The following is a 17,013-nucleotide window of genomic DNA, read 5'->3' on the forward strand; positions in this document are numbered from 1 at the left end:
GGTACATTAAACTAGGTAAGTAAGACGAGAAATGAATCACACCCAAAAGCTTTGTGAAACCTGCGGGGGTAATCGCTTCATCTTACTGCTCATTCACAATCCCATTGACTGCATTTAATTGCTGCTTCATCAAATCTAGCTGTTCTTTGTTTTGCTGGACTGAATTTGCCGGCTCATCCTGCTGTTCTGCATGTAAGAACGCCTTGTCCGCACGTGATAGCGAATTGAAAGCATGCTCAACTGCGATTTCTTCTGGATGTGTCATTGCTTGCTTCACCGCACGATCCGCCTTTTGAACAGAGTTGCTTAAAAATGTGTTTGGATTATCCTTTTTCCAACTTGTTTCAGAGCGCTTAGCCATTTCTACCTCTTCCCTTCCTCCAAATAAATTTAGTTACAGCGCGCTTAGTATTGTGAATTATTCTTAAAGTATGCGCGGCTCAGGCTATTTCAATTTAAAAATAAGGCATTAATTTAACCTCAAAACAATGCATACCTTCCTCCGCCTTAGTTAATACTACCCTCGAACAGGAGGGTACAAAATGGAGGAAATTACGTATTCAGAAGCCGTATTACAGGAATACAAAGTTGGCATGGGCAGTTTCGCAGAAAAATTGCCGGATGTGACCAAGGCTTTTCATGCATTCACTGAGTCGTGTTTCGAAGACGGCAAATTGAAGCAGAAAGACAAACAGCTAATCGCACTCGCCATTAGCGTGCACGCTCATAACGAATATTGCATCCTTTACCACACAAAGGGTTGCCTGGATGCGGGTGTTACTGAGGAAGAAATGATGGAGGCAATCGGAGTGGCTGCAGCTCTAGGCGGCGGTTCCGCAATGAGCCAAGGCGTAACCATTTGGCAAGATGCCCTCGAAGACTTTACAGGAATCGTCCTATAACAATGAAAAGGAACAAATCCTGTCAAATGGATTTGTTCCTTTTTTAGTATGATAACTATGAGTTGAGTAAACCCTAAACTATAAGCCCCAATCCAATTTCAGAAAGTCTTTAAGAATTTTTAACTGTCCAGGATCTAACTTATTTGCGATTTCTGTTTCTAAATTTGCCTTCAACGACTCATTTTTTTCATAACACTCTTCGCCTAATTGAGTTAATCGTATGCGTTTGTTTTTTTTGTTATTTTCCATGTTGTTAATTTCAACTAAGCCTTTTGCTTCCAGACTTTTAATGACCTTATGGGTGGCTTGCCTAGATATATCCACATGTTTGGAAACATATGCAATCGTAGACTGTTTTTTATAAACTCTCGCCATGATGAACCACTCGGAATTCGACAAATAAATATCACTGCTGGCATTCCATCGTTTTTCTGTTATTTTTCTCAGTTGAAGATGTCGTTCGCTTAATATATCTATTAAATCTAAGTTTTTTAATTCCAAATCCAACCATTTCACCCCTAAAGATATCTTTGCACCTACTATATAAAACCACTACTCCATTGTCAACCAAATTGACAATTTAGTGAATTTGGCGTAAAATGAAAATTGTAAACTAAATTGACGATTGTAGAGTTGGAGGCTAACAGGTATGTTTAATATTGGAGATGTAATTATTTATTCGTCACATGGATTATGTCAAATTGACGATATATGCGAAAAAACCTATGGTGACAGTACGGGAACCTATTATGTATTGCATCCACTTGATAATGCGAGATTAATCATAAATATCCCTATTGATAGTGAAAAAATTGTCATGCAGAACGTCTTAAATAAAGAAGAGGCGGAAGAGATTTTGCATTCCTTCCAACAGCCAGGCATCGAGTGGATAGAGAACGGCAGAGAGCGTACGAAAAAATATAAAAGTCTTGTAAACACAGGAGACCGTACTGTAATTGCTTCAGTGGCAGTTACGTTAATGGAGAAAAAGCGTGAGGCGGATGCAGACGAAAAGAAACTCGATGGAGATGATCGAGTTCTTTTGGCAAACATAGAAAATATGATGTATAAGGAATTAGCGGTGTCGTTGGATACTTCTTATGAAGAAATATCTAAAAAAGTTAAGCTCCTGGTTAGTCAATAAGCAGTAAGTGATCGCTGCGCAAGAAACAAACGTAAAGCCCCAGTTTCCCAGGGCCTTACGCTTTTTTCGTGTGCTTAAGTAAAATACTCCAACTTCGCATTCGGGAAGTACTTTTCCATATAGCCGTATAAATACATCTTTATTTCATCCTCTTCGTCCTTTTGATAAATATACTTACCGATTCCGTACTTGCCCCATTTGTAGCGTCTTTTTTCTTCATCTAACTCCAGTTTTGTTTTCGGATAGTTCTTTTCAATCACTTTTTTCGCGGGCTTCGTAAACCGGTGTTGGATGAATTCAAATGTTATGTCGTCTCTTGCATCTTGCGGTAATTCCTCGTCAAGTCGCTTAAACAAGTGGTGGTAGCCTTCCTCCCAGCCTTCGTGAAGGTAGATGGGCGCAACGATGAAGCCAAGTGGGTAGCCGGCTCTTGCCACTTTCCCTGCAGCCTCGATTCTTTTATCCAGAGGAGAAGTGCCGGGCTCGAAATTCTTAATGACGTAGTCAGCGTTTACGCTAAATCTGAAGCGTGTATTGCCATTGTGCTTGGCATCCAGTAAATGGTCGACAAAATGGAATTTCGTCACAAAACGCAGCCTACCTAGTTCTGTTTGACCAATATGTTCAATTGCTCTCTTTAATGAATGCGTCAAATGGTCAATTCCCACAATATCGGATGTACACGCAGCTTCGAACCGGGTAATCTCGGGTGCACGTTCTTCGATGTATTGATCAGCCGCTTCTAAAATCTCCTCCACGTTAACGTAAGTTCGAATATAGGGTTTGCTGCCCATCGTTGTTTGTAAATAACAATAATGACAATGCCCCATACACCCAGTCGCAAGCGGGATTGCATATTCAGCTGAAGGCTTGGACGTATCGAACTTTAACGTTTTTCGAATGCCTACGACTAAGGTGGATTTCGCGATACGGTATTTTTGAGCGTCTGTATCACCCGGTAAATCCCGAATTTGATTATGTGATGTCGTAAAACGCGTTTCAATTCCCATGTTCTCGAACTTTTCCTTCAGTTCTTTGCCAAGCGGATAGTCAAGTGCATTTGGCTCAAAATAAACAAGCTGTGGTGTAAAGGGTTTATTCATACCGCGAACTACCTAATCCATAATTAGTATCCATATGATCACCTTTCTCCTTTTTGTATAGCTTGTCTTAAAAGTGAGAAATTATGAAAATGGACTTGATGAAAGGTACCCGTGCTAACATAATTCGAAATTGTATCAGAACCAGGTACCTTAAATTACAGTGATGAAGGTAATTATTCAGTTGAAAGAAGCGTCAAGGATATCGAGTTATTCTTTGACGCTCCTTTTAAAAATGACTTTGTGCTCACATCTGGTACGGTTCCCCGTGATGGAGCTAAGTGAGGTTTTGTCAATATACCCGATGAAATTAGACTCTATTCCATAGTAGAGTCAAGTCCTATAATCGAGGAATACCAAATTAATTTAGTTCTTTTTAGATAAATATACAAATACTGAATACATCTCTTTTATTATTTTTTCAATAATCTTTTTGCTAGCTGGCGGTCTTCTTTATCTTTTGTGGTAATTGCAATATTTTTAATACTTTCTTGCAAAGCAGGTTGTTGCGAAATCGATGGAGACCATCCTTCTAGTACACTGAGTGCATGGTATTGCAAACTCCCATTATCTGATGCAAGAGCAGCTTGAATCAGTGGTAATCCCACTCCTTCGTGCCCATACAAATCTTGAACAATGCATTGCAGACAATGTTGTTCTTCATCTGACAGACTCGATAACGATAAATGTGTTTCCGCAAATGTGCAGACATCTTCGATATACTTACGATTATTTGTATCCATAACCGCTACATATAGTTCACTGTTTGTGGGATATTTCTCTAACATATCAAACAAATTCTGCGTAACGTCTAATTGATAAAAGAGGGCGATTTCAAGTGCTTTCATATTGTATTCTTGCTGTAATGCATCCATTACAAGCTGTGGCCATTTGGGTTCATTTATAAAGGGTTGAATCGCTTGCTGAATAGAAGCGTACTCTTGTTTTTTCCACTGATCGTTAAACCGTTCTTCCCAAACTTCACCATCGGCATTTAAATATTCACTTATTTTCATTAACGGATAAAAATCCTCAAGTGTTTTACAGTGCGTACGCGCATGGTAAACGAAGCGCGAAAGAACTAAGCTTGCATATGGATAGTCTTCGATGCTTTCTGAAGCACGCTCATTAAGAAGGGCTTGGATGATAAGACCTGCTCCATCATATAGCTCTTTCGAAATCGCTTCTTCGTATAGAGCTACATCAAGTTCTCCTTTTACGGCACAACTATAGGCTAAATACTCATCCATAATTATATTTCTGCAGCCCTTTGTCAGTAACCATTTTTTTATTTCTGGCGTCGTTGCTTCCAATTGTTCAACAGCCGCAATCTTCCCCCAACCATGGACGGACTGAGCAAGTAGCCAAACCTGGTTGTTTGCCCGCATTGTGCCATTTTTCAATGCAAATAGGACAAAGGGTGTAAATTCTTCATGCATGCCCAATGTGAATAATAGCTCTTTATATTTTTCACAATTCGTACAACCAAGTACGGTGATTGAAAACTTTACAACCTCTCTATGTGCTGCATGCTCTAGAAGCCATAATGCCTCTTGTTGTACACGGGATTCGTCAAATTGAGCTTGCTGGAATCGTTCAATGAATTCATCACTGTAGTTAGCCATATTGTCAAAAATAATTTTTTCGTATGTACCTTTTCGTGTTTTGTTTGAAGGGTGATTTAGCTGTTCTTCAAAAAGCTTCAGTAGTTTTTTCACGTAAAATGGTGTAGGTATGTCATCTGCAACATTATCGAACATACCTGCAGCCAATCGTGGATGATTTTCATCATACAAATATTCTTCATCTGGTAAATGATCATCTACTATTTTGTTGTGCGTTTGAATTTGTTGTTGAATAAAGGGAACAATTTTTTCTTTATTATCCCATGGAAGAAAGTCTAACTTCAGGGAGTCGTCTAAAACCGTTTCATTATCTATTTTTACAATACAATTAAGCCGTACATATCCACCGAGTTTAACGGAAATGACATGCTTTGTGCCATCTGCCAGATCAAGTATCCCTGATAACTTGGAATACGGGATAATATGGGAAAATAAAGATTTTCTTTTTTTCCTATCAACTGTTATACCATCAATGATAAGTAACTCTTCTTTCATCTGGTTTACAACTTCAATACGATGCCCTCTATAATCCATCTCCCACGTTTTATGTACTTCTTTTTCTACGTCTTTCTTTAGGTTACGCATCTCACGTTTAAATTCGTCTTTAAAGCCCATAAAGTCCTCCCTGAAGTAGGAATCGAATACAGTATAATTTGTACTCGTTTCCGATTCCTTTTTGCGAATCTATATTTATAATGGTATAAAAGGTGCCTTAAATTTCCCTGCACAGCCACCTGACAACTTGTGCATTCACATCGAAGAATAGATAAGGCGGTCGTCTACAAAGATCTGACAATGCATTTTCACGATTGAACCAATTGAAACCTTTATATATTCATATTTGTCGGCTTTAATCTCTACCTTTCCGAATAGTCTTGAACTGAACCGAATTCCTATTTGTTGGTCTTGTAAAACCCCGTCAACAAACAGCTTTTCACCGCCAAACCAAGTGTTTTCTACACGAATACTATGGCCAGCGTGCATTACTTCCCATGTCTTTTTCATGTTCTCGCCTCCTATAGTTGAAACTTCACTGTAATTTCTTGCGCGAGTACTATAAATTCGCTTAGTGCGTCTGAAGATTTATCCCCTTAAAATCTCTTCAACTCTATATTTATAGAGTCAATTGCAAAATCCTGATAACGCTGCATCCGTCCCCACTCAACCATATGCTCATACTCTGGGTGGTCGGGGTTAGCAAGAATCTTGAGGAATTCTTCATAACCATACTCACCGCCTACATCTTCTGGCGGTGTATTCCCTTCACCTTCCAAACAAACAGGATAGTTGAAATCATAGTTCTCTACCATACTTTCAACTTCGATATCATGGTTCCAGTCATCACCAAAATCATAATTGTAAGTCAGTTTTTCGTATGCAGGGATATATTCCGATAGCTAAACGCCTTTTTCATGCTTCATGCTTACTTCCCCTGGATAAGAAAAAGCCTCTTGGTCACAAACAAGATTAATAATTGGTTTGTGGTTTATTTCTTTATGTCCTTCAATGATGTGATTCCCTGCATTGACCGCCTTACCATAAACGTGAAAATCATGAAGATGGTAATCTAGCCATCCAAAGGCCGTCTGTAAAATTTGATGCAATTGGTTAAATGTTTTATTTACAGGGACCACAAGTCGCCGCCATACTTGACGGTTTTCAAGCTTAAGTGTCACTTTTAAAATTGCTGCTTTCTCTTCAAAAATGGATTGACCTGCAAAAAGGGTAAGATCCTTATACATCTCTTCATTCGGTTGAATATAGCTTTTTTTCCCATCTCCAACTAGAAAAGCGCTGATTCTGATACCCATGTCCGGCTGAAAAATAGAATCTACATCCCATAAATCATCAAGGAAGTATACATTATCACAAGCCTTATTCATCCTTGCCACAGAAGTCCGATCCTTTGTTTTCTTAATGGAAACTTCACCAGTATGAAGTAAATACTGGTCAATCACCTTGTCCGATATCCCTTCTCCCTGGAAGGTTTCACGGATTCCTTGCAAGGCAATCTCGTTGAACCTCTTAAAGTCTTTTGCTTTCAGGCCGTACAACACAACGGCATAACGATTATGATCATTCACTAACACAACCACTTTCTTACGATTGACCACGATTATATTTGCATGCCAAGAGAAAAGTGAATTTTCCTCTTCAACTGTTTCAGGTTCGACTTTGAGTTCAACTAAAAGTTTCTTCGTACAACGAATAAGCATAATTGACAGCTCCTTTAATGAAGGATACCTAAGTTATCGGTGCCTGTGCAAGGAAAAACGACAAACAAATCATTTAATTTCCGGTTTATGATTAAGCCAAGAACACCCGTGACTTCAGTCGCGGGAGGTTCATTGTATGAATTGAATGATATCTTGCACCGCCACCTAAAAAAGACTAGCAACTGGTTCGCTAGTCTTTCTAATTGTTTATGAGACACCGGATGTTTATTACACCAGTTTATGTTCTTGGATAAAATCTTTCAAAATACCTTTTAAGTTCGGACCGCTTATTTCGTCTAAATCGTAGTGTACTCGTGTACACGGTTTATTAATCGAAATGATGCGTGTTAAATCGATTGGTGTGCCAATAATCACTGCATCACAGTCAGCATTATTAATCGTTTCTTCAAGATCTTTCAATTGCTGTTCGCCGTAGCCCATCGCTGGAATCACGTTTCCAATATGTTGGTACTTGTTGAACGTGTCAGCTAGTGTACCTACCGCAAATGGACGTGGGTCAATGATTTCCGCCGCACCTAAACGTTCTGCCGCAACTGTACCTGCGCCAAGTTTCATCTCTCCGTGTGTCAACGTCGGACCATCTTCAACGACTAACACGCGTTTTCCAACAATTCTCTCCGGAAAATCGACTGTAATCTTGGATTCAGCTTTAATGATTGTGCTAGTTGGACTTGCGAATTTAATATTATTTTCGACGATTTGAACGGCTTCCTCTGGTGCACTATCCACTTTGTTAATGATGGCCACATCAGTTGTTCTTAGGCATACTTCGCCAGGATAGTATTTCAATTCATGACCTGGGCGATGTGGGTCCAAGACAGTAACAGCTAAATCAGGCTTGAAGAATGAGAAGTCATTATTTCCCCCGTCCCATAAAATAACGTCACAGCCATCTGGATCATTTTCAGCTGCAGCCAAAATATCTGCATAATCCACGCCAGCATACACAATATTTCCTCGTGCTACATGTGGTTCATATTCTTCCATTTCTTCAATTGTACAATTATGTTTCTTTAAATCCTCAACTGTGGCAAAACGCTGAACACGTTGTGCATTTAAATCGCCGTAAGGCATCGGATGTCTTACTACAATAACTTTTAAGTCATGCTTCAGTAGCGTTTCGATCACTTTTCTCGACGTTTGGCTTTTTCCAGTTCCAGTTCGCACGGCGCAAACAGAAATGACGGGCTTATTGCTTTTTAACATCGTGCTGTTTGGACCTAGCAATGTGAAGTTAGCACCCGCTGCATTGACAATCGCAGCTATGCTCATTACATCTTCGTAACGAATGTCACTATACGCAAAAATACATTCATCCACTTGTAGCTCTTTAATCAGCTCTGGTAATTGATCTTGTGAATAAATCGAAATTCCTTCTGGGTAAAGTTCACCTGCTAATTCGCTTGGATATTTTCGTCCATCTATATCTGGAATTTGTGCCGCTGTAAAAGCAACAACATTAAATGCCTCATTCCCGCGATAATACGTATTAAAGTTGTGAAAGTCTCTTCCTGCAGCACCTATGATAATAATATTTTTTCTTTCCATAGCAATCTCTCCTATACCTACAATGTCTTAATGTTGTTATAATTATAACAAGTAATGCATAATAATACAACTTTATTTTCATAAGCGCTGTAAAATAAAAAATATGGGGCCCTAAATAAGGCGATCCTTACGAATTGTTCCTGTAAGGCAGACACGCTTTTCCTTGCCTAATGCTTGCTGTGCCCCCCTTTATTGTATAAGGAGGTGTTTCCGGCAAAATATTCATAACCAAGAGCCGGGTTGAATAATCATTATAAAAGAGTTCATCAAATGAAGCATTTATGTGTGGATCCGTATTTTCATAGACCCTTTTTTGTAATTCTTCTATATCTACATCAAATGGGATCCCTAATAAAACATTGTCCATTCCCCGCACTTTGTCGGCCACGCCGAAAACAACGCTGCCCCCACCGCCATTTGCCATACAAACCGCATATTTAATCATTTTATTGACGTTTTCCTCCAAAGCACTATAATTCCATTGCTTAAAGTCTAAGTCCTGCGCTTCAAAATCATCTGCAATATGATAATCCAATTGCTGAATGATCCTCATGATTTCGCTTTTATTCTTCAAACGAATTTCCTCCTTTCCAGCAAAATTAATCTATATGCAATTACATGAATGAATGCTTATACAAAAAAGGCAGTCCCTTATCACAAATATACTTGTGGGAACTACCTGTTATATAATTATATGTTTGTTTTGGCATGGCTGTTTATAATGGTTTTTGGAATTGTTAAGTTGGTCTGTTACTTGTATGGAGCCCCCGTGGGTTAATGATTCATTTAACCTCCCTTTCTAAACAATTCAGAGCTATCTTTAGCATTTTTAATTACTAATTATTGAAGCAAAAAACCTCACTTATTTATGATAGGGTTCCCCGTGATGCACCTAACGTTTATTTTGACTTTCTGTTTTTCTTTCTTCATAGACTTCAATTTTATCTTGAATTCATCTTTTATTCCTCAAAAGTTTAATTCCAGTTAAGTCCTTATCCATTATGGAAGTAACAGACAAGTTAGTTGCATAAATCTTAAATTAAATAGTTTAAAGCTATATCTGTAATGAGTAATGTTTTATATTTTCGTCTAAATCATACTTTAACAACAATAATATCGCTAAAATTAATAAATATTTATTGATAAACAATAAATAATGTATTAAAATGAAACATACCATATATATGTGAATCGCTTATATGAAACCAAAAATGATTAAACGATATGAGGTGTAATCAATGGCTAACCTTTCTATATTGAAAAATGGAAAGGAAAGTAGGACTTAGTATGACAATTATTAGAGGAGGTATAACCGTGGAAATCGACAATTCGATTAGTAAAAATATTGCTAACCCCCGTGAGCTGGAGAGAATGTTTAGAGAAGACCCCAAAGCTTTTAAGAAGTCATTCTCACACGCCTGGGAACAAAACCCTGATTCGCCGGTTCTTGCTGCTTGGTATGAAAGATTGAATTTCAAGGAGACGGCACATACAGAGAAAGCTTCCTTGCTTCAGAAAGGTTTCCTATTCATGGGCATTTTAGCCATTCTGGCCGGGATAAGCACCAGGATCATTTTCCATTTTGTCGAACAGCAAGCAATTGCCCCAATTAACCTTGCTTTTGGGATTCTTCCTTTTATTGCAGTTTATTTTGTATACAAAAATAAACCTCATAAAAAGGTTCTTTACACACTTGCATTGATGTTCCTAATCTCTGGTTTGTATCTTAATATGCTGCCATTAAATGTTAATGACAGTACTATCCTTGCTTATTTACACCTTCCCATATTCTTATGGGGATTGATAGGGCTAGCATTTACAGGAAATGAATATGGTATAGGCAGCACAAGATTAGCCTATCTTAAATTCAATTTGGAACTTTGCATACTCTACGCCAGCATGGCCATTAGCGGAATGCTGTTAGCAGCATTGACTATGCAGTTGTTTAGCTTTGTCGATTTGGATATAGAAGACTTCTATTTTAGAAATGTTGTGTTATTTGGTGCTGCCGCCCTCGCTATTGTGGCTACCTACCTGGTATCGATGAATCTTAAACTTGCTAAGAATATTACACCATATATCGCTAAAATTTTTAGTCCTCTTGTCCTGGCCACTTTGTTGGTCTATCTTATAACGGTTATTTGGGTCGAAAAAAATCCATTCTTGGACAGAAATTTCCTGATAGCATTTAACGGAATACTCCTTGGTGTCTTGGCAGTTACCATATTTTCAATTACCGAAAGCGGCACAGACGAGAAAAAGAACATTTCCGATTATATAAATTTCGCCCTAATCGTTCTTGCTCTTATCATTGACAGTGTGGCTTTGTCAGCCATAGTGTTCAGACTTTCTTCTTATGGGATTACCCCAAACAGACTTGCTGTTTTAGGCGTAAACATACTAATCTGGGGAAATCTTATTTGGATTATGGTCTCCTATATGCGTTTTCTACAAAGCAAGACCGGACCTTCGCCCATCCAAGATGCGGTTACTAAGTATTTGCCTGTCTACGTACTTTGGGCAGCTTTCGTTACATTTACTTTTCCTTTCATTTTTAATTAGAAAGGCTTTATTAATGTAATGGATGTTGTGCGCCAACCCTATTGGCCGTGCCTGCATGGGTAGGTGCGTTAATCGGTGGTTTCATCGTGTTTTTAGCAACATCAAGCATCTTTAAGAAAGAAATGTTAACACGTAAACAAAAATTAGGCCTAATTGGTGGCCAAGTATTATTCGGCATTATTATTGCCCTATTCTCAGGCTTTACTGTTGCAACGCTTGCACAGATCGCTGGTATTAACATGCCAAGCTACCTCTTAGGCTTTCTTTGTATCGTTTGCGGCATTCTATTTCTACTTATTAGTATCAGCTATTACTGCATGGATTGGCAAACCAGCCATTACGTTATTCATGGTCGTTATGCTATTAGGTATGGGTGTTCTAATGACGCCACAAGAAATGCTTCCAAGTTTCTTCGTAAACTTCATTCGCCCTTGGGTGCCAATCCGATTTACCTCGGAAGGTTTACGTGAAATTTTCTACTTCGGTAGCGGCTTCTATACTGCCGCTTCCTTCAACACAATTTTAGGAATTGGTGTTGTAGGTTTAGTAATTTTCTTATTATCAATTTTCAAACCAGTAAAAGAACAAATAGATTAACGTACAAAAAGCCAACCATACGTGGTTGGCTTTTTGCATTTTTTTATGGTACGGTTCACCGTAACTAGTCGAAGTACGGTTTAAATATGTTGTAAGTCATATTTTATTTTTTCTTTTGATAAATAATCTTTCTTATAATGCGTACATTGTAAGTCATAAAGATTATTTACTAATTCTGCTGATTCATCCTCTAAATGTTTCTTGAAAATACTTTTAAGCTTACTTGAAAAATCAAGCTTATATTCTTCTTTATATTTATCTTTAAATACAAGTGCTCTTAGTAAATTCAGTTCAACTTGAGGATTTGCTTCTAAATTAACATCTAATTTACAAGATTTTATAGAAGTTCTAAATAACTCATCATATATTTTAGATTTATTAAAGTTATATACAATCCCGTCTATATTTAAATATACGGACTTTGCTAAATTTTCTTCGCTTGCTTGCAAGTTTGTATTTTTAAATGCCCATGTATTTTCTAAATCCCATACATCAAATTCAATATTTGCTACTTTAAATTTGTATCCACCAAATCTATTTTTTTTATTATCATATTTCCTTATAATTACTTCAAATTCACTTTTATCTTTAAAATTTATTGCTATATCAAAATCTCTAGGAAGAGGGGGATTGTCTGGAAACAAACAGATATCTCTTATCGAACCTCCAAAGAACAATAAATCTCCTACATTAGTTAATTCTTCAATGAAGTTGAGAGTATTAGAATCTTTTCCAAGTAAATAAATTAATTGATTTTTTATATTTTCTTCATATCTACTCATCTTAAATCCCCCTCAAAATTTATAACTACGGTAATTTCACTCCTAATAGTTCTTGATGTAAATTTACAGCGTATCCGTCAGTCATGCCTGAAATAAAATCCGTTACTAATTGAAGTCTATTGTACAATGTTAAATCTTTAAATTCCACTGTTGGCTCGCCCTTTTTAGAAACTCGTTGAATATGCCTAAAGTTCTCTGAAATTAAATGGACTAACTTTTCATGTTTTGTTTTAGTTTTTGTTAAACCATCTACGTTAACAACAGCGTTAACAAATAAATTTAACAGGTCAGATATTACTCTATCCCCGACTAATTCAAGAGTTAGAACTTCCTTATCAGAAAATACATATTCAAAAGCAACATTTCCCAGTTTTTCCGAAAGAGTTCTTGCCGTAGAATTGGATAGTAAATCTCCCTCAAAAGTACCTTCCATAATTGAGTCATAATTATCTTTAAAACTATTTACTACCGCAAATATTAATATCCCTTGAATATATACTTTAAAGTTTTGAACATTTATTAAATCTTTATTAGGTACTTCATTTAATAAAGCCTTTTTTCTTAATTCTTCTAGTTTTATAAATTCCTTAGGATACATCTCTTCAAATTCATGTTTTATATCTTTATAAACCTTATCCCAGTTTATAACTTTCTTTTTCACGGCATCTTCAATGTCTGCAGTTAAATAAGCAATGTCATCTGCTGCTTCTAAAATATAGGTCGCAGGATGTCTACATCCATCAATACCTATTTTATTTTTGATTTCCATAAATAATTCTTTTTCCGAATAAAAGTATCCAAACTTCTTATTCTTACGAGATTTATTTTTTTCATCATTAGAAGCCCACGGATATTTCATTAATGTCCCTAATGTTGCCAGAGTGAAATTAGCTCCATACTCATCATTTAAAAATTGTAATTTACTTAAAATTCGTATTGCCTGCGCATTTCCTTCAAAAAAAAGAAAATCGTATTTCTGTTGTTCAGTTAATTCTTCAAATTTTTCACTAGCTGATTCATAGATATCAGAATTAAACCAGCCTTCAAACCACGTCCGAATAATATCTTCACCATAATGTCCAAATGGTGGATTGCCTAAATCATGTACTAAACATGATACTTCTACTAATGAGGCTAACTCCTTAGCCTTTGCAAAATCTTTAAATACTTCTTTTTGAATTAGCCATTCTCCTATATTCCACGCTAATGATCTTCCCAAAGAGGCTACCTCTAAAGAATGTGTTAACCTAGTTCTTGTAAAATCATTATTTTGTAATGGAAATACTTGTGCTTTATCTTGTAACCTTCTTAGAGACGAAGAATATATAATTCGCTCATAATCTTTGTCAAATTCATTTCTATGAGGAAGGTTTTTACTTTCGGACTTCCTTTGCCGTTCGCCTAACAACAGACTTTCCCAATTCAACATAAATTTTACCCCACCCCTATTTGTTAATTTTTTCTTTAATATTTCTATTTTACCAAAAACAAAATAAAAGAACAGACTATTTAATTAACCTGCCTTGAAAATTAACTATATAATTTCTAAAAAACCTCTCTTACTTATGATACGGTTCCCCTTATCACAAGCAGAATCCATATTTTCATTCCTCTATTAAATAATGATAAAGCTTACTCTCCACAGCCTGTTCCATCACCATATTCATATGAACAACCGGAAGGACTTTGCCATCCTTATCAGTCATCCTACCCTCTTCAACACTGGACTTATCGGGATAACCTTGTCCCAGGTAATAAAAATCGGTTCCTTCGTCGTCATCTTTTTTCACGAAGATATGAATATCAATTTCATTGTCGTCTGAATGAATGATTTTCTGAACTTCTTGCGACTTCAATGATCGATTACTTCTTGTATACCACTTAAGTAATTCCGGATTTAAGAGTTCGTCGCCGTAATTCACACTGGATTCCACTTCATCATTCTTATGATAAGTAATGAAGATGGGACATGTATTATGCTTCGGCTTATATCCATACATTGTTGAACTTTCATCTGCATTCCAATTTAGGAGCTTACAAGCATCTTTTCTGGAGTATTTTTCATAAAGCGTGAGCTGCCGATTGCATTCATATAGTTTTGACTTCGCTTTTGCACTATGAATAATGTCTAGAACTAGCTCTTCAAAGTAAGGATTACTTGTTAACGCGTTACGAATCGATTCATTTAGCGTATAATTTTGATCTTCATCTTCCGTGATTAGCGGCTTTCCGCCATACTTATTTTGAACGCTTGTTGTGAAAAACGATAAATTTAAGACTCGCTTTACTGAATCCATCGTCGCTTCATCTGTCCGACAATTATTTGCGGATAATAAACTCACATAAGCATCATGACGAATCTTTTCCTGTTGCATCAATTGTTCTAGCAATAAAACCTCATGTAGACGTTTTCCATTTAATATTTCTAACGAGAGCATTGTTAACACTTTAACTTCATAGTTCGTTAAAGCGGGAACTTCTTCCTTCATCTTTAATAAAAACTGATAATAGTTCGTATGTTTTTCTGCAATGACAACGGGATCGATGGAATGATTCGTTACAAAATCATATAGGTAAGGAACTTTGCCGATTTTATTTTTCAATTCTACATAGGCATCTCGTAAAATTTTCAGTGCGGTCAAATTGCTTTCATTGATAGAACTGAAGATACGTTTTTTAGCGATTTCTTCAAAGTTCACTGTTGACACACCTTTAATATAGCTTGTGTCCTTAGTCCGACGACGGACATTGTCTTTGTTTTGGGACTTGTCCCCTGACAGTGCAACCGGAATTAGATAGTTGTTTTTATAGTTACCGATAAAGTCGATAATCGTCACGTAGTTTTTTGACTCATGCTTACGTAATCCACGTCCGAGCTGTTGAATGAAAATAATGCTTGATTGAGTTTGTCTTAACATTACTACTTGATTTATGCTAGGAATATCAATTCCCTCATTAAAAATGTCCACCGTCAAAATATAATCAAGAACCCCATTTTCTAATTGGTTTATCCTGCGTTCTCTATCCTCTGGTGAATCTTCACCTGTTAATGCTACGGTTCGGAACCCTCTACTGTTCAACGCAATAGACAATTCCCTAGCTTCAGCTTTTCGGCTACAGAACATTAAGCCCTTTACTTCATTTCCTGAGAAACCATAGTAACCAATTTTCTCTATAATGTGATTTACACGTTTGTCAGTAACTAGCTTTGTGAAAACGGCTGTATCATCGACTGATACTCCATCTAACTCAAGGTCCGACACGCCAAAGTAATGAAATGGACAAAGCATATCCTCTTCAAGTGCTTCCTGCAGCCTTATTTCGTAAGCAATATTGTAATCAAACAGTGCGTAGATATTAAACTCGTCCGTCCGCTCCGGGGTAGCTGTCATTCCCATTAGAAATTGTGGTTTGAAATGGTTAATGACTCGCTGATAAGAAGCAGCACCAGCTTTATGTACTTCATCTATTAGAATATAATCAAAATCCTTAGGATCAAATTGATCTAAGTTTTCTTGTTTTGACAGCGTTTGAATACTAGCAAAAAGGTATTTCTTATCTAATTGTTTGCTAGCACCTACATATAATCCGAACTCTTCATTGATTCCTCCGAGAATTCTTTGAAAATCATCTTTTGCTTTGTTTAAAATTTGCTCCCGATGAACAATAAATAACATTCTCTTAGGTGCAAAACTTCGAACATCAAATGCAGACAAATACGTTTTCCCGGTACCTGTTGCAGAAATAACTAACCCTTTATCTTTTCCTTCATCACGAACCGCCTGTATTTGTAATAACGCTGCTTTTTGCATTGCATTCGGGACAATTTTTACAGATTCTTCGATTGCATTTGGTTTATAATTTGCTGGCATCTCAATCACTTGCTCAGCTAGTTTAAGATCTGCATTTTTTATGTATTCTACTTCGTAATTTTCTATCCATTTTTCCGTTAATAGATCAGAATCTGCCCATACATCCTCAAACTGGTTTTTAAAATGATGAACAATATCGCCGTTTTCATGGGACGTCAATTTCACATTCCATTCATAATTCACTTTCAAAGCATGCGCAGTTAGATTGGAACTACCCACAATCAGAGAATAATGTGTTTTATGTTTAAAGATATAACCTTTGGAATGAAAACCTTTTAACTGCGTTAAGCGTACTTCCACATTTGTTAATTTCATAAGCTCTTTAAACACTTTTGGTTGATTAAAATATAAATATGTAGAGGTTAATATTCGTCCATTAACGCCCTTTTCTTTTAGATCTAAAAATAAAGTTTTCAGCGTAGCCAAACCGCTTTCAGTAATAAAAGCTACTGAAAATATGAAGTCTTCACTCGTCTCAAGTTCTTCCTGAAGTGTGTTTAATACGTTTATATTTTTCTTTACATTATTGATTAATAGTTCTGGTTTAAAACTACCGGAGTTGCTTTGGTTTTTGTCGATGAAGCCCTCTTGCAGCGAGTCATTTAAATTCCTTAAAAAACTTTCCATATAATCACCGCATCTCT

The 17,013-nt window shown here is 36.8% G+C and carries 14 protein-coding genes and 1 pseudogene; 4 read left to right on the forward strand and 11 right to left on the reverse strand.

Annotation, left to right across the window (positions count from 1 at the left end):
* Positions 1-82: 82 nt before the first annotated feature.
* Positions 83-361 (reverse strand): hypothetical protein, encoded by a 279-nt coding sequence (locus AC25Y6_RS01075; RefSeq protein ID WP_482104812.1) that lies wholly within the window; start codon positions 359-361, stop codon positions 83-85.
* Positions 362-542: 181 nt separating this feature from the next.
* On the opposite strand from AC25Y6_RS01075, the gene AC25Y6_RS01080 reads away from it, so the two are divergent.
* On the forward strand, positions 543-902 hold the full coding sequence (locus AC25Y6_RS01080) for a carboxymuconolactone decarboxylase family protein (RefSeq protein WP_482101711.1): 360 nt from the start codon (positions 543-545) through the stop codon (positions 900-902).
* A 78-nt stretch (positions 903-980) separates the two neighbouring features.
* Here AC25Y6_RS01080 and AC25Y6_RS01085 read toward each other — a convergent pair whose 3' ends face one another.
* Positions 981-1,409, reverse strand: coding sequence for a MarR family winged helix-turn-helix transcriptional regulator (locus tag AC25Y6_RS01085; RefSeq protein WP_482101712.1), 429 nt, complete (start codon positions 1,407-1,409; stop codon positions 981-983).
* 142 nt (positions 1,410-1,551) lie between these two features.
* Here AC25Y6_RS01085 and AC25Y6_RS01090 point away from each other — a divergent pair, with 142 nt between their 5' ends.
* Complete coding sequence (locus AC25Y6_RS01090; RefSeq protein WP_482101713.1) at positions 1,552-2,046, forward strand: CarD family transcriptional regulator; 495 nt, start codon at positions 1,552-1,554, stop codon at positions 2,044-2,046.
* Positions 2,047-2,120: 74 nt separating this feature from the next.
* Here the strand turns inward: AC25Y6_RS01090 and splB are convergent, their stop codons facing one another.
* The 6 genes and pseudogenes from splB to AC25Y6_RS01120 all read right to left on the reverse strand — a co-directional run bounded on the left by splB (position 2,121) and on the right by AC25Y6_RS01120 (position 9,130).
* Positions 2,121-3,149 carry a spore photoproduct lyase gene (splB, locus tag AC25Y6_RS01095; protein ID WP_482101714.1) on the reverse strand — a complete coding sequence of 343 codons (1,029 nt, stop codon included), beginning with the start codon at positions 3,147-3,149 and terminating at the stop codon, positions 2,121-2,123.
* Positions 3,150-3,559: 410 nt separating this feature from the next.
* Positions 3,560-5,386, reverse strand: coding sequence for a hypothetical protein (locus AC25Y6_RS01100; protein WP_488141777.1), 1,827 nt, complete (start codon positions 5,384-5,386; stop codon positions 3,560-3,562).
* Between the two features lie 135 nt (positions 5,387-5,521).
* Positions 5,522-5,776, reverse strand: a complete 255-nt coding sequence (locus AC25Y6_RS01105) for a hypothetical protein (RefSeq protein WP_488141778.1) — start codon at positions 5,774-5,776, stop codon at positions 5,522-5,524.
* A gap of 86 nt (positions 5,777-5,862) precedes the next feature.
* A pseudogene (locus tag AC25Y6_RS01110) lies at positions 5,863-6,987 on the reverse strand (plasmid pRiA4b ORF-3 family protein).
* A 228-nt stretch (positions 6,988-7,215) separates the two neighbouring features.
* Complete coding sequence (locus AC25Y6_RS01115; RefSeq protein WP_488141779.1) at positions 7,216-8,556, reverse strand: cyclic 2,3-diphosphoglycerate synthase; 1,341 nt, start codon at positions 8,554-8,556, stop codon at positions 7,216-7,218.
* Positions 8,557-8,683: 127 nt separating this feature from the next.
* Positions 8,684-9,130 carry an RNA-binding domain-containing protein gene (locus AC25Y6_RS01120; protein ID WP_488141780.1) on the reverse strand — a complete coding sequence of 149 codons (447 nt, stop codon included), beginning with the start codon at positions 9,128-9,130 and terminating at the stop codon, positions 8,684-8,686.
* A 740-nt stretch (positions 9,131-9,870) separates the two neighbouring features.
* Between AC25Y6_RS01120 and AC25Y6_RS01125 the strand changes: the two genes are divergently transcribed.
* Positions 9,871-11,118, forward strand: coding sequence for a DUF4153 domain-containing protein (locus AC25Y6_RS01125; RefSeq protein ID WP_488141781.1), 1,248 nt, complete (start codon positions 9,871-9,873; stop codon positions 11,116-11,118).
* Between the two features lie 348 nt (positions 11,119-11,466).
* The gene (locus tag AC25Y6_RS01130) at positions 11,467-11,715 is read left to right on the forward strand and encodes a hypothetical protein (protein WP_488141782.1); all 249 of its coding nucleotides are present in this window, start codon (positions 11,467-11,469) and stop codon (positions 11,713-11,715) included.
* 80 nt (positions 11,716-11,795) lie between these two features.
* On the opposite strand, the gene AC25Y6_RS01135 is transcribed toward AC25Y6_RS01130, so the two are convergent.
* The 3 genes from AC25Y6_RS01135 to AC25Y6_RS01145 all read right to left on the reverse strand — a co-directional run bounded on the left by AC25Y6_RS01135 (position 11,796) and on the right by AC25Y6_RS01145 (position 16,996).
* Positions 11,796-12,497 (reverse strand): hypothetical protein, encoded by a 702-nt coding sequence (locus tag AC25Y6_RS01135; RefSeq protein ID WP_488141783.1) that lies wholly within the window; start codon positions 12,495-12,497, stop codon positions 11,796-11,798.
* Between the two features lie 25 nt (positions 12,498-12,522).
* Positions 12,523-13,926 carry a deoxyguanosinetriphosphate triphosphohydrolase gene (locus tag AC25Y6_RS01140; protein WP_488141784.1) on the reverse strand — a complete coding sequence of 468 codons (1,404 nt, stop codon included), beginning with the start codon at positions 13,924-13,926 and terminating at the stop codon, positions 12,523-12,525.
* A gap of 175 nt (positions 13,927-14,101) precedes the next feature.
* Complete coding sequence (locus tag AC25Y6_RS01145) at positions 14,102-16,996, reverse strand: DEAD/DEAH box helicase (protein WP_488141785.1); 2,895 nt, start codon at positions 16,994-16,996, stop codon at positions 14,102-14,104.
* Positions 16,997-17,013 lie beyond the last annotated feature (17 nt).

The organism is Sporosarcina sp. Y1004 (assembly GCF_057669665.1).

Bases quoted from the DNA above. Each gene is read 5' to 3' on its own strand.
- AC25Y6_RS01075 (WP_482104812.1), bottom strand. From the start codon at position 361: ATGGCTAAGCGCTCTGAAACAAGTTGGAAAAAGGATAATCCAAACACA.
- AC25Y6_RS01080 (WP_482101711.1), top strand. From the start codon at position 543: ATGGAGGAAATTACGTATTCAGAAGCCGTATTACAGGAATACAAAGTT.
- AC25Y6_RS01090 (WP_482101713.1), top strand. From the start codon at position 1,552: ATGTTTAATATTGGAGATGTAATTATTTATTCGTCACATGGATTATGT.
- splB (WP_482101714.1), bottom strand. From the start codon at position 3,149: ATGAATAAACCCTTTACACCACAGCTTGTTTATTTTGAGCCAAATGCA.
- AC25Y6_RS01100 (WP_488141777.1), bottom strand. From the start codon at position 5,386: ATGGGCTTTAAAGACGAATTTAAACGTGAGATGCGTAACCTAAAGAAA.
- AC25Y6_RS01105 (WP_488141778.1), bottom strand. From the start codon at position 5,776: ATGAAAAAGACATGGGAAGTAATGCACGCTGGCCATAGTATTCGTGTA.
- AC25Y6_RS01115 (WP_488141779.1), bottom strand. From the start codon at position 8,556: ATGGAAAGAAAAAATATTATTATCATAGGTGCTGCAGGAAGAGACTTT.
- AC25Y6_RS01130 (WP_488141782.1), top strand. From the start codon at position 11,467: ATGGTCGTTATGCTATTAGGTATGGGTGTTCTAATGACGCCACAAGAA.
- AC25Y6_RS01135 (WP_488141783.1), bottom strand. From the start codon at position 12,497: ATGAGTAGATATGAAGAAAATATAAAAAATCAATTAATTTATTTACTT.
- AC25Y6_RS01140 (WP_488141784.1), bottom strand. From the start codon at position 13,926: ATGTTGAATTGGGAAAGTCTGTTGTTAGGCGAACGGCAAAGGAAGTCC.
- AC25Y6_RS01145 (WP_488141785.1), bottom strand. From the start codon at position 16,996: ATGGAAAGTTTTTTAAGGAATTTAAATGACTCGCTGCAAGAGGGCTTC.